Source organism: Sporosarcina sp. Y1011 (genome assembly GCF_057669885.1).
The window spans coordinates 58,462-70,707 of the sequence record NZ_JBYHFP010000011.1 but is presented as its reverse complement, the minus strand read 5'-3'; the positions used below and the strand labels follow the sequence as shown (position 1 = coordinate 70,707).

Annotated in this window: 13 protein-coding genes and 1 riboswitch; of the genes, 6 read left to right on the top strand and 7 right to left on the bottom strand. The window is 39.5% G+C overall.

Annotated elements, in window-relative coordinates; genetic code table 11:
- Positions 1 to 12: 12 nt before the first annotated feature.
- The 6 genes from AC25Y5_RS12945 to AC25Y5_RS12920 all read right to left on the bottom strand — a co-directional run bounded on the left by AC25Y5_RS12945 (position 13) and on the right by AC25Y5_RS12920 (position 4,751).
- Positions 13 to 852, bottom strand: a complete 840-nt coding sequence (locus AC25Y5_RS12945) for an ATP-binding cassette domain-containing protein (RefSeq protein ID WP_488140660.1) — start codon at positions 850 to 852, stop codon at positions 13 to 15.
- On the bottom strand, positions 842 to 1,714 hold the full coding sequence (locus tag AC25Y5_RS12940) for an alpha-D-ribose 1-methylphosphonate 5-phosphate C-P-lyase PhnJ (RefSeq protein WP_488140659.1): 873 nt from the start codon (positions 1,712 to 1,714) through the stop codon (positions 842 to 844). The genes AC25Y5_RS12945 and AC25Y5_RS12940 overlap by 11 nt, the downstream gene beginning before the upstream one ends.
- Positions 1,714 to 2,820 carry a carbon-phosphorus lyase complex subunit PhnI gene (locus AC25Y5_RS12935; protein ID WP_488140658.1) on the bottom strand — a complete coding sequence of 369 codons (1,107 nt, stop codon included), beginning with the start codon at positions 2,818 to 2,820 and terminating at the stop codon, positions 1,714 to 1,716. The genes AC25Y5_RS12940 and AC25Y5_RS12935 overlap by 1 nt, the downstream gene beginning before the upstream one ends.
- Positions 2,820 to 3,416 (bottom strand): phosphonate C-P lyase system protein PhnH, encoded by a 597-nt coding sequence (gene phnH, locus AC25Y5_RS12930; RefSeq protein ID WP_488140657.1) that lies wholly within the window; start codon positions 3,414 to 3,416, stop codon positions 2,820 to 2,822. The genes AC25Y5_RS12935 and phnH overlap by 1 nt, the downstream gene beginning before the upstream one ends.
- Before the next feature lie 73 nt (positions 3,417 to 3,489).
- Entirely contained in the window at positions 3,490 to 3,912 is a 423-nt protein-coding gene (gene phnG, locus AC25Y5_RS12925; RefSeq protein WP_488140656.1) for a phosphonate C-P lyase system protein PhnG, read from the bottom strand.
- 125 nt (positions 3,913 to 4,037) lie between these two features.
- A complete protein-coding gene (locus AC25Y5_RS12920; protein ID WP_488140675.1) occupies positions 4,038 to 4,751 on the bottom strand; it encodes a GntR family transcriptional regulator in 714 nt (237 codons plus the stop codon).
- Between the two features lie 978 nt (positions 4,752 to 5,729).
- Between AC25Y5_RS12920 and AC25Y5_RS12915 the strand changes: the two genes are divergently transcribed.
- On the top strand, positions 5,730 to 5,900 hold the full coding sequence (locus AC25Y5_RS12915; protein ID WP_482103144.1) for a hypothetical protein: 171 nt from the start codon (positions 5,730 to 5,732) through the stop codon (positions 5,898 to 5,900).
- Between the two features lie 344 nt (positions 5,901 to 6,244).
- Positions 6,245 to 7,261, top strand: coding sequence for an AI-2E family transporter (locus AC25Y5_RS12910; protein WP_488140655.1), 1,017 nt, complete (start codon positions 6,245 to 6,247; stop codon positions 7,259 to 7,261).
- Between the two features lie 34 nt (positions 7,262 to 7,295).
- Here the strand turns inward: AC25Y5_RS12910 and AC25Y5_RS12905 are convergent, their stop codons facing one another.
- The gene (locus AC25Y5_RS12905; protein WP_488140654.1) at positions 7,296 to 7,820 is read right to left on the bottom strand and encodes a methylated-DNA--[protein]-cysteine S-methyltransferase; all 525 of its coding nucleotides are present in this window, start codon (positions 7,818 to 7,820) and stop codon (positions 7,296 to 7,298) included.
- Positions 7,821 to 8,155: 335 nt separating this feature from the next.
- On the opposite strand from AC25Y5_RS12905, the gene AC25Y5_RS12900 reads away from it, so the two are divergent.
- The 4 genes from AC25Y5_RS12900 (at position 8,156) to metC (ending at position 12,208) form a co-directional block, all read left to right on the top strand.
- On the top strand, positions 8,156 to 8,893 hold the full coding sequence (locus AC25Y5_RS12900) for an ABC transporter ATP-binding protein (protein ID WP_488140653.1): 738 nt from the start codon (positions 8,156 to 8,158) through the stop codon (positions 8,891 to 8,893).
- A complete protein-coding gene (locus AC25Y5_RS12895) occupies positions 8,890 to 9,645 on the top strand; it encodes an ABC transporter permease (RefSeq protein WP_488140652.1) in 756 nt (251 codons plus the stop codon). Before AC25Y5_RS12900 ends, AC25Y5_RS12895 begins: the two co-directional genes overlap by 4 nt.
- Before the next feature lie 76 nt (positions 9,646 to 9,721).
- Positions 9,722 to 9,828: riboswitch (SAM riboswitch) on the top strand.
- 77 nt (positions 9,829 to 9,905) lie between these two features.
- Positions 9,906 to 11,027: a methionine biosynthesis PLP-dependent protein gene (locus AC25Y5_RS12890; protein ID WP_488140651.1), complete on the top strand. Its 1,122-nt coding sequence runs from the start codon at positions 9,906 to 9,908 to the stop codon at positions 11,025 to 11,027.
- Positions 11,024 to 12,208: a cystathionine beta-lyase gene (metC, locus tag AC25Y5_RS12885; RefSeq protein WP_488140650.1), complete on the top strand. Its 1,185-nt coding sequence runs from the start codon at positions 11,024 to 11,026 to the stop codon at positions 12,206 to 12,208. Before AC25Y5_RS12890 ends, metC begins: the two co-directional genes overlap by 4 nt.
- Positions 12,209 to 12,246: the final 38 nt, after the last annotated feature.

The following is a 12,246-nucleotide window of genomic DNA, read 5'->3' as shown; positions in this document are numbered from 1 at the left end:
GAATCACTCCATTTAGATTAGTGAATAGACGAGTTGTTGCGTAAAAGCATGTTGTGGATCTTCTAAAACTTGATCGGTTAAACCTTGCTCAATAATCGTTCCGTTAAGCATTACGATTGTTCGGTTTGCTAGCATACGAATGACGGCTAAATCGTGAGATACAACAATCATGCTGATACCAAGTTCCCGTTGAATCTTTTTTATCAAGTCGAGAACACTTGCCTGGACTGACAAATCAAGACCTGTCGTGACTTCATCCAATAATAGAATTGGAGGATTGTTGGACAGTGCTTTTGCAATTTGTACACGTTGCTGCATTCCACCTGAAAACTTCTTCGGTTCGTCTTTCATTCGCGCCAGCGGAATATGAACATGTTCTAGCAACTCTTTACTTCTTTGTTCCATTCGATCCACTCTACGATTACCGGCTGCAATTTGCTTTTCAGCAATATTTCCGACTGATGAAAAGTCCATCTTCAGTCCAAGAATCGGATTTTGGTACACCATACCAAGAATGGTATTTCGGATGTGACGTTGTTGTTGGGAAGATTCTTCAAAAATATTTACCTTTCCCTCCTGATGAAGTGTTATATAGCCTTCACCATCCGTTACAGCCTCATCGAAATATAGACATTGCATCAGCGTAGACTTTCCGCTTCCACTCTCGCCTACAATTCCCAGGATTTCACCTTTGTAGAGATCGAACGAGATGTCACGGCACGCATAGACTGTTTTACAATGAGGACAATAGTTTTTTTCCAATACCCCATCATTGGCGCTTGTACAAACTGGACATCCGTGCCCAAACTGTTTCTGCAGGTTTTTCACTTGTAAAATGGGCTTATCTTGCATGTAGTAATTCCACCTCCGAAACCACTTCGTTTTCGTTTAACACGGAAAGACAAAAACTAGTATCATTGCATTGGTAATGAGTTTCCCCTGTATCTTGGTCAACCAATTCATCCATAAAGACGTTCGTGGAATGACATAAGCGACAATTCTTTCCTTCAAACGATTCCACTTCAAATGGATAATCTTCAAATGCAAGTGAAGCTACATTCGTATAAGGTGGTACCGCGTGAATTTTCTTTTCTCGTCCAGCACCTAGTAAAATCAGCGCTTCCGACTGGTGCATTTTAGCATTATCAAAACGTGGAATCGGGCTTGGTGCCATAACATAACGGTCATGAACGAGCACAGGATGATCCGCATTCGTAGCAGTTTTTCCATATTTCATAATTTGTTCAAACAACTGCAACCATGCACCGCTATAATCATTCTCGGCATGCAGTTTTTTCGTTTTAAACTCGCTTGGTTCCACCCACCTCAAAGGTTCAGGTATCGGAACTTGTAAAACCATAATCTGCTTTTCCGTTAATGGTACTTCCGGAATCCTGTGCCGCGATTGAATAATCGTCGCTTCACTCGTTTCGATTGTTGTTTCGACACCTGTCGTTTTGTTGACGAGTTTCTTAATGTTAACGGCATTGACCGACTCGTCAGCGCCTTGGTCAATCACTTTTAGTACATCTTGTTTTCCGATGATCGACAAAGTAATTTGAAGACCGCCCGTTCCCCATCCCCGCGCAATCGGCATCTCTCTTGAAGCGAATGGTACTTGATACCCTGGAATTGCGACTGCTTTCAGAATGGCTCTGCGTATTTCTTTTTTGGAACCTTCATCAAATAAAGCGAAATGTGTTTTTAGCTGCATTATTTTTCAGACTCCTTTTTAATTTTCCGTATGCTATCTAGCTTTGATTGGAACGTAACGTAATGAGGCAGTTTCAAATGGGAGATAAAGCCACTCGACTCTACCGAATCAATGTGCAGCAGAACAAATTCTTCATCCTGCGTCGGGTAACCTTGGTTTCCTAATTCTAAGCTCTGATCTAAAATGCTCATGGCAATTGCCTTTGTTTCATTCTGTCCGAAACAAATTCCATAACCTATCTCAAAATCAATTTCTTCCCGATCATTATCTTTTTGGCTTGAAACCGGAACGAACGCTTCCACTTCCGTCACTTTAATTTCACCGATATAAAAATCATTTTCTTCGTCATCTGTCTTATCTGTTGGATACCCAATCGTTAATGGCAACTTACCAACACGCAGTTCTCCAACTGTCGGATGTACTGGACCGTATCCGCGAATTGCTGCATATCCAAGAGAAGTGACAGTTCCCGTTTGTCCTCTCGTTAACACTTGCAATCTTTCACTGCGTGTTGTCGGGAACTGGATACTTTGTTTTGTCACATCAATCGGTTCCGTGTTGTCGTCTTCTACTTCGGAAAGTAATTTTTCCTTTCGAAGGTAATCAACTACCTTTGGCAACGAAGTTAAACTGGCTTCATCTATCATTGTATTTTCTTCATTCAAAAATTGGTCAAGCCATTCTTTCATCGTATTTTTCGATTCATCAATCAAATCAAAGTCCATTAAACGATGCGTATAATCATAGGACGCCCCTAATATCTGACCGCCTGGAATATCCTTGAAACTCGCGGATATTCTTCGTTCTACTGCCATTAAGTCCGTTTCAACAACACGCGTATAATAAGTCCTTGGCAATGTAGAACGGTGAGCACGTAACAGGAACACAGCTTCTTCCATATTCCCTTCCGACTGTTTAATGGCAAGTGCCGCCAAATATTCCGAGTACAGACTACTTTCAGACATCACCTGGTCAACCATGCCGCGCATCGTCGCCATAATCGTTTTTACTTCTAAAAGTTCCTGTGATTGGACCCGTTCAAAGGTGAGGCGTTTTATCGATTCTTCAATCGCTTCTGTTCCACCTTTAACCGCTACATAAGCCATTAAGACACCTCTCGATCGTGAATAATCGTTGTTCTTGGCAGACACATCAGATTGGATTGCCTATCGATTAATATCATATCCACTCCGAGCGGGTATTCTTTATTGGCCTCAGCTCTTGCATCCATCCAATATTCACTACCCGGGATTTCTACGTTTTCTTTATCAGCAATTCCTGGTCCTTCTAAAACGAGATATAGCTCATTTGCTAGCGATTCCGTTTCCATGATAATCGTTGCGGATTTTTGAGGATCCACAAGCGTCCCTTTTTTCGCTTTCGTAAATACATCATGTAAGAATTGTTGCTGATCATCTTGCATAATGAATATGTAATCCGCTTTATGTAAATCCGTCACTTTTGACAATGTATGGGCAGAGAAAAGTGCTTCGATTGAGGCTGCATTTTCACCTATGACATGATAACGAACTTCTGCATCCAGCAATGTAATCGCACTCAGAAGAATTGAATGCGAGCAAAATCCTCGGTGCCCCTTCCGTTCACTGCCTTCACCAATCCTTTTAATCGTTCCTGGTCTCGACATACAATGAAGGATTGTTCGAAAAACTTCTTGTGTATCGTGCACTACGTCAATGGCCATCGTTTCACTCCTAAACATGATTTAATAAATCAATTACACCTTGGCGTAATTGCGCCCAGATTTTGAAATGAAGTTAAACGTCCATCATTTCAAAATTAACTTTTGTTTTTAATATGGATGCTTCTTTTAATAGTCTGTTTTCATGAATTCGTTTTTCTTCATCTTCTAATAGCAATGTCCACTTTTCAGTCTCAACCAAGTTTGCTTCATATGCTGCATCGATAACGGCTAACTGGTAGGAGAATTCTTCTTCATCGCCCACGATAATTCCGATGCCTAATGTATTATTAATCTGAACCTTTGTTTCGGTCACAAGTACTTCTCCAAGGTAAAATAGTGATTTTTGGGCCGTCTCTCTCAACTTGACCATCGCTAACGCTTGTTGTGGGGTAGCTAAAACATGAATATCGTAGTTACGTTCAATTTCATTTACCAATTCTCTTGTAAAATTACGTGAGCCATCGATAATTATGTTCGTTCGTTTGCGTCGATTCATCATCTCACTCCTTCACAACCTCATCTTATCTTGTTGCCAAGTGGCGTGATGTTAAGTAATTATTAAGGAATGTAAATGCAAATTAACAAAAAAAAGCCCCTGTCAAATTGACGAGGGCTTGTTCTTCATTCATTCGCAATAACGTATGTAAACAAGTCACTGCGGTATATGATTTTTGTATATTCTAGCACGTTTTTTTGAATGGCATCTACACAATCACTTTGAATAATTAATAAAGGAACTAGCGAAGTACACTCGAGAAGAGTTCGCTCGACACTCGTCGGAAACGAAATAGTTACGTAACTTTTACTACTGACAAAATCAGTAAATCCTTGATCTTCGTAATAGGAAAACATTGACTGAATGTGGTCGCCCTCTACTTCTATTCGAGGAAAAACAGATTTTGCAACGTATGAAATATGGAGCGCTAACGGCTGTCCGTCTATGATCCGAAGTCTTGAAACCTTAAATACTTCATCCTCCTGCTGCACTTGCAACTTAGCAAAGATACTCGGATCATAGGCGATTTTTTCACATCCCAAGTTTTGGGTTACCAGTTCATATCCAGCACGTTTCATTTTTTCACTAAAGCTAGAACTTCCCGACAAATGCAATTCAATTTGCTGCAGCTTAGGTTTTAAAAACCTACCTTTTCCTTGTTGCGAATATATATAACCCATATCTTCCAATTTCAAATAGGCATTCCTGACTTTGATCCGCGGTACTTGGTAGTGGTCTGCAAGTTCATTTTCTGATGGAAATTGGTCATTCGCTTTATATTTTCCTAAAACAATATCTTGAATGATGTCATCGATTATGATTGACTCAACACTTTGCATCAATTTATTTCCCCTTTATAAAAGTAGTAATTAGAGTGAGACATTAACGAGCATATTTTATATTAATGCTTTCACGGCTTTTTATTAACCAAAAATAACCAGTAAATAACTTAATTAAACACTGGATACTACGTGTATAGTTGTCTTTGGATCGCTTTGAATTGAACAACTTCTATACCATTATCGAGATGTTTTGATAAGTAGGGATGCGACTTCGTCGCATCCCTACTTAATTTTTTCGGTAATCGTATTGTGGTTGTTCATCCGTCGCTCTCCAAAAACACAAGTACAAGAAGTTCCGAAGCTTTTCTGGACGAAAGAATAGCTCGCTTCTCACCTGGAGAGAAGCGGCCAAAGATACAATTTTTGCCGCTCAAGCCTTCTACTATCGAATCTCTTTTTTTAGTTTAAGGAAGGGTCGCTTTCTTATAGAGAAAAGCAGAGAATACAATGTACGACGTGCTTATGTGCCCGAAATTATATCTTCGGGCACTTACACTCTCTATAGAAAGGCAACTATTCCTTACTTTCAGAGCAACTGCATTTTTCACTTGAATATTGTAGGAACGCGACAGGCTATTATTCACAACAGGATATCCGAAAAGAGTGTGGCTAGAAGTGACGGAGTCACTTCTAGCCATCCTTGCCTCTCGGTAAAACTGTCGTGATTAATTTGCCGAAAGCGGGCCGGAAATAGTCCAGTAAAAATGGCTGATATCAAGCTCTTCTCTCTAGCTTTTTATACAAATAAATAGTTAATCAACAGACGTGGAATGGGTTATTAGAATTTCTTTTTAATAAAGGATCAAAACACATTCTAATGGTACAAGTATACACTATTCATCCTAAATTCAGCTTAAGTTAACAGGATGTCACCTATCCTATTGATCATTCCATTTATTAGTTAAATATATCCTACATGAATCAATTGCTTTTGAGCCATATTAAAAAGAATCAATTAGTAAAGGAGGTATCGGCATGAAAAAAGATGATAGTAATAAATTGAATAAGGGTAAAACGTTGTCCGAAAAAATTAGAACAGGAACCATTAATGAAAATGGCATTCATGAAGAGTTATCTCTTGATTTTGCTACTCTTGGTGATCGAAAAAAGGCAATGGTTGATTTATATCGTTCTACGAAAAAGTAAATGTTGGCAGAACAAAGTAAAACCATCCTTGTTAGATATGCAAGGATGGTTTTCTGTTATTTAATGAAGGTAAAGGAGGTATAATGCAGTTGCAACATTCTGAGCTTATTGAGTAGCCATTTCCACTCATTAAAACATGCCCCAAAATTTCATTTATTGCTCGATGTATCATATAATTAATCAAACACTAAAGGGAGGTAACCTAATTGGTTTAAAACTCCTTCGCCTAGATAATACATATTCTTTTACGAGTGAATGGTAAACTCTATTATTTATGTCAATACTAATATGAATGATAGGAAGATTTATCACTTCAAACTAATAATGAAGGAGCTACAGTTCAGATGAGTGGATTATTTGATATTTTCGAGAAAAAGGGACCCCGTCGTATTATTATCTTTGCTTTAATTATTTTAATTCTTTTCAGCGTCAGAAGTATGATGAATATAATCTTACTTACCTTTATTTTCGCTTTCCTCATGAATCGACTAGTTGAATTTACGGTCAAACGAGTGCGCCTAAACCGGAAGGTGTTGGTGATTCTACTCTATTCAGTAATCGTGAGTTTATTAATGTTTGGTATTGTAAAGTATCTGCCTTTAATCACAATGGAAATCAGTCAAATTATTAAGCGCATTACCAACTTCTATGCTGAGCCTCATGACAATGTTTTGCTTAACTATTTAGAATCCATCATTTCTACCAATCAAATCGCTGCCTATTTGGAAAACGGTTTTTCGTTTCTGGTAAAATATTTTTCCGATATTAGCAAAACGAGTATTCAAGTGTTGCTTGCTTTAATTTTGAGTTTGTTTTTCCTATTGGAAAAACCACGCTTAATAGAATTCACCAGCAAATTTAAAGACAGCAAAATAGCTCCTTTTTATTATGAAATCGAATTCTTCGGAAAAAAGTTTGCACGCACATTCGGTAAAGTAATTGAAGCTCAATTCATTATCGCAATTGTTAATACGTTTTTAACGGTAATTATATTAATTGTACTTGGATTCCCACAAATAGTTGGTTTGACAATAATGGTTTTCTTCTTAGGCCTTATACCGGTAGCAGGCGTGATCATTTCACTGGTGCCTTTAACTTTAATTGCCTTTACAATCGGGGGAATACTTAAAGTTGTTTATGTCCTTATCGCGATTATGATTATTCATGGAATTGAAGCGTATATATTAAATCCAAAACTGATGTCCTCCAAAACCGACTTACCTGTTTTTTACACGTTCGTTGTACTTATTTTTTCTCAACACTTCTTCGGTGTCTGGGGTCTGATTATCGGTATACCAGTGTTTGTATTCCTGCTTGACGTACTCGATGTAACCAATAAAGAAACGGTGATAAAGAGATAATAATACAATCTCTTTATCATTCGCCTTTCTTCCACTACCATTGCAAATGATTTTCCAGTCGAAGTAATTGCTCTTTCATCTCTAAACCAGCACGGAAACCGCCCAATTTCCCATTTTTAGCAATGACACGATGACAAGGTACGGTCATTAATACCGGATTTGCGCCAATCGCAGTTCCGACTGCACGGACCGAACTTGGCTTTTGTATACGTTCAGCAATATCTGAATATGACACAGTCTGGCCGTATGGGATTTCTTGCAATGCATTCCAGACTGATAATTGAAAAGGCGTACCGTGAAGATCCATCGGCAATGAAAATTCTTTTCGCCGCCCCTCCAAATAATCAATCAGTTCAACTGCATACGGCTGCAAAACGTCGGCGTCTTCAATTAGAATATGGTCCGAAATCCGTTTCTTCACCCATACAGCTAATTCCGCGGATGATGCATTTAAAGAACCAACATAACAAAGCCCTTTTGTTGTCGCTGCGATATACATGTTCCATTGTGCGTGACTCAGAAGTGCCCAATACACTGCAGTTTCAGTTTTGCTCTCCATCATTGCACCTCCATACGATTAAACCAACCGAGTATCTCATATTGGAAAAAAACGGGGTCCAAACTCAAAACGTTTGGACCCCTCTCTTTTTTAAAAAAGTCGTCTTGTTCAATACATATACGTTTTAAACCAGCATTAAGTTTCATTGGTTAAAAGTCTACTTTACAGTTCAAGGAATAGTAGAAGCCACAATATAGTCGTCACTATAGCACAAAACGCTATATGAATAGTACTAAACATTTAATGAATTATAAGAGCTTGAATCAATGTTCCTTGCATGAATACAGCCCTTAGATTAGAATCATTATTAATAAGAAGATCTAGGAGCGATTAGCATGTCCAATTTATATGAACCTGCATTACATTTTTATAACGTTGACTATTCCATAGGGGATATACATATTTTAAAAAACGTGACGGGCTCCTTCCCAAAAGGCAAAATTACGACACTCGTCGGTCCTTCGGGAGCGGGAAAGACAACGTTGCTCAAATTGTGTAATGGATTGATATCCCCCACTTCCGGGGAAATTTATATTCATGACAAACCCATTTCCACCTATGAACCTGTTGAACTACGGCGTCATGTCGGCATTGCACTTCAGAGTGCACCAATGATAAAGGGTACTATTTATCATAACTTAGCACTGCCCCTAGAACTTCAAGGTAAAAAACTGCCAGAACAAGATGCAGTTGAAATTCTAGATGATGTCGGCCTCGACAAACTATTTCTGCACCGAAAAATCGACGAATTATCAGGCGGACAGCGTCAAAAAGTATCAATTGCCCGTACATTGATCAATAAATCGGAAATCTTATTGCTCGATGAAATCACCTCTTCTTTAGACCGATCGTCATTAACTGAAATCGAGGAATTAATCGTCAAAATCAATCGGAAATATGGTACAACAATCATCTGGATTACACATAATCTGGAACAAGCCTTATCAATTGGTGATTACACATGGGTTGTTATGGAAGGGCAAATCATCGAAACCTGTGAAAGTAACTTATTAAAATCATCGACGAATGAATTTGTGAGGCAGTTTGTAGAAGGAGGGGTATCCTCCGTATGACTTATTTAACATTAGCCATCACCCTTATATTCGTTATCATTCCCCTTGTATTATCAAAGACGCTCCGTTTAGGATTAGAAAAGGACACAATCATTGCAACAATCCGGTCGATTATACAGCTTCTCGCAGTCGGATACATTCTTAAATTTGTCTTCGACTCAGAAAATATTTTGTATATCGTGTTAATGGTTACTTTGATGATTGTAGCTGCGACACAAAATGCCAGAAAGAAAGGGACAGCTATCAAGGGAATTACATGGAAAATTGCAGTCACCTTAATTTTCGTTGAAGTGCTAACCCAAAGTATTTTACTAGGCTTCCAGATTGTACCCGCAACTGCGCAATATATCATTTCAATTAGCGGCATGATTATCGGTAATTCGATGGTATTGTCAATCCTTTTCCTTAACCGCTTTACGGCAGAGGTTGAAACGCATCGCGACGAAACGGAACTTATCCTGTCACTTGGGGGAACGCCAAAACAAGCCATTCATAGACAACTGATCAATTCAATCAAAGCTAGTATGATTCCGACAATCGAAAGTCAGAAGACGATGGGATTGGTTCAACTGCCTGGTATGATGAGTGGTCAAATCATTGCGGGAGCTGACCCGATTCAAGCTGTTCAGTTTCAATTGCTGATTATCTTTCTCTTATTAACGACCGCAGCAGTAACCAGTGTCTTACTCGGATTTCTATCTTATCCTAGTTTGTTCAATCAACGAATGCAGCTGCTTCGCGAAAGGCATTAGGAATCTGGTTCTTGTTTTATTATTCATGCCATGGTAGAATAATCTAAATTGTATATTCAAATAATTTCATATATTATTCTTATCACGAGAGACAGAGGGATTGGCCCGATGACGTCTCAGCAACCAACCTGTATAGGTACGGTGCTAAGTCCAATAGGTATCTATTTACCTAGAAGATAAGGAGATTGACTTCGACATTTCGAGGACCCTCTCCTTATAGAGGGTCCTCTTTTTGATTTTAAAAGGAGAGAGTGAATCCAATGACAAGACGAAGTTTGGAAACAATACTAGTACAATTAGGTAATAACAGTGATCCGAAAACTGGTTCTGTGAACCCACCAATCTATTTATCGACCGCCTATAAACACGAAGGATTAGGCCAGTCAACTGGCTATGACTACACGCGGACGAAAAATCCGACCCGTTCCATTTTAGAAGAAGGCATTGCAGATTTAGAGAGCGGTGATGCTGGTTTTGCATGTAGTTCAGGGATGGCTGCGATTCAGCTTGTTTTGTCACTTTTCCGTCCCGGGGATGAATTGATTGTTCCGGAAGATATTTACGGGGGTACTTATCGCCTATTAAAGCAGTATTCCGATGTCTATTCAATCGGAACAACATATACGAATTTTACTGATGTCCATGAAACTGAGAAATTGATAACTGCGAAGACAAAAGCCCTATTTATCGAAACACCGACAAATCCACTTATGCAGGAGTTTGATATACGTCAATACGCGAAACTCGCCCGAAAGCATAATTTATTACTGATTGTCGATAACACATTTTTAACGCCTTATTTCCAAAGACCAATTGAACTAGGCGCAGACATTGTTATACACAGCGCAACGAAATACATCGGAGGACATAACGATGTCCTTTCCGGCCTTGTAGTCGCAAAAGGCGCGGAGCTCTGTGAAGTATTGGCAACCAACCATAATGCTATCGGTGCAGTTCTGTCACCTTCTGATTCATGGTTAATCATTAGGGGACTAAAAACACTGCACTTACGAATGAAGCAACATGATGCAAATGCAAAGATCATCGCAAATTACTTGAAGAGCGAACCAAATGTAGCGGACGTTCTCTATCCAGGGAAAGGCGGTATGCTTTCTTTCCGCTTGCAAAATAGTGAATGGGTTGGACCTTTCCTAGCGAATCTAAAACTTATTACATTTGCTGAAAGTCTCGGAGGCGTGGAGAGTTTTATTACTTACCCAGCAACACAGACACATGCGGACATACCACGTGAAGAACGAATACGACGGGGCGTTGACGATAGTCTTTTACGTTTCTCAGTCGGAGTGGAAGAGGTAGAAGATTTGATTGCGGATCTAAAGCAAGTGTTTTCAACATTAAAAAGCGAGGTGCTTCAACAATGAGTCTCAATAATGAACGATTACAAACGACACTTATACACGCATCGACACGTGGAGATTCCGAACGGAAAACGGGTGCAGTGAATGTACCTATTTACTTATCTTCAACATTTCATCAAGAAAGCTTTGACGAATTCGGGCCCTATGATTACAGCCGTTCTGGTAATCCAACGAGAGATGCATTGGAAAAAACAATAGCCTCATTGGAAGGCGGTGAACGCGGATTAGCATTTGCTTCTGGGATGGCTGCCATCTCCTCCGCTTTCATGCTCCTTTCTTCAGGTGACCATATCGTTGTTACTGAAGATGTCTATGGCGGTACATTCCGATTTGTAACCCAAGTCCTACCAAAGTTCGGTATCGACCATACATTTGTTAATCTGGCTAATTTAGAAGAAACCGCTAGTGCAATCCGGCCGAATACAAAAGTAATTTATGTAGAAACACCTTCCAATCCTCGATTGGGTATTACGGATATTGCAGCCATTGTCGAACTTGCAAAAGCGAATGACTGTCTGACGTTCCTCGACAACACATTCATGTCGCCACTATACCAACGCCCCCTTGATCTTGGCGTTGATATCGTTGTTCATAGCGCTACGAAGTTTCTATCTGGACATAGCGATATTATTGCCGGTTTGGCAGTGACGAAGGATGAGGAGCTTGGAAATCGATTGGCGTTTATCCAGAACTCTTTCGGCTCTATATTGGGTGCTCAAGATTCCTATTCGTTAATTCAAGGGATTAAAACGCTTGGAGCTCGTCTAACTCAGTCATCCTTATCGGCTCAAAAAATCGCCGTATATTTGAATGAACACTCTTTAGTGGAAGAGGTATTTTATCCGGGGTTGGTAAGTCACCCAGGTTACGAAGTCCATGCGAAACAATCAACTAGTCCAGGAGCGGTTCTGTCATTCCGTTTGCCAGATAGAGCTACAGCAAAAGCATTTGTTGACAATGTCCGTATACCTGTTTTCGCTGTGAGTCTAGGCGGGGTTGAATCAATCCTTTCTTATCCTGCTACGATGTCCCATGCTGCTATGCCGAAAGAAGAACGGGAGAAACGTGGGATTACGGATGGCCTACTACGTTTTTCTGTAGGCCTTGAACATGTGGACGACTTGATTGAAGATTTTGAGCAAGCACTGAAAAAAGCATATACCCAAGTTGCAGTACGTAATTAAGTACTCGTAAAAAAATACTAGTTAATGAGAAAGAAGGA

What these genes read in the sequence shown, in the direction of transcription:
- AC25Y5_RS12935 (WP_488140658.1), bottom strand. Translation starts at nt 2,820, where the DNA reads ATGGCTTATGTAGCGGTTAAAGGTGGAACAGAAGCGATTGAAGAATCG.
- AC25Y5_RS12900 (WP_488140653.1), top strand. Translation starts at nt 8,156, where the DNA reads ATGTCCAATTTATATGAACCTGCATTACATTTTTATAACGTTGACTAT.
- metC (WP_488140650.1), top strand. Translation starts at nt 11,024, where the DNA reads ATGAGTCTCAATAATGAACGATTACAAACGACACTTATACACGCATCG.
- AC25Y5_RS12895 (WP_488140652.1), top strand. Translation starts at nt 8,890, where the DNA reads ATGACTTATTTAACATTAGCCATCACCCTTATATTCGTTATCATTCCC.
- phnH (WP_488140657.1), bottom strand. Translation starts at nt 3,416, where the DNA reads ATGGCCATTGACGTAGTGCACGATACACAAGAAGTTTTTCGAACAATC.
- AC25Y5_RS12890 (WP_488140651.1), top strand. Translation starts at nt 9,906, where the DNA reads ATGACAAGACGAAGTTTGGAAACAATACTAGTACAATTAGGTAATAAC.
- AC25Y5_RS12920 (WP_488140675.1), bottom strand. Translation starts at nt 4,751, where the DNA reads ATGCAAAGTGTTGAGTCAATCATAATCGATGACATCATTCAAGATATT.
- phnG (WP_488140656.1), bottom strand. Translation starts at nt 3,912, where the DNA reads ATGAATCGACGCAAACGAACGAACATAATTATCGATGGCTCACGTAAT.
- AC25Y5_RS12945 (WP_488140660.1), bottom strand. Translation starts at nt 852, where the DNA reads ATGCAAGATAAGCCCATTTTACAAGTGAAAAACCTGCAGAAACAGTTT.
- AC25Y5_RS12940 (WP_488140659.1), bottom strand. Translation starts at nt 1,714, where the DNA reads ATGCAGCTAAAAACACATTTCGCTTTATTTGATGAAGGTTCCAAAAAA.
- AC25Y5_RS12905 (WP_488140654.1), bottom strand. Translation starts at nt 7,820, where the DNA reads ATGGAGAGCAAAACTGAAACTGCAGTGTATTGGGCACTTCTGAGTCAC.
- AC25Y5_RS12910 (WP_488140655.1), top strand. Translation starts at nt 6,245, where the DNA reads ATGAGTGGATTATTTGATATTTTCGAGAAAAAGGGACCCCGTCGTATT.
- AC25Y5_RS12915 (WP_482103144.1), top strand. Translation starts at nt 5,730, where the DNA reads ATGAAAAAAGATGATAGTAATAAATTGAATAAGGGTAAAACGTTGTCC.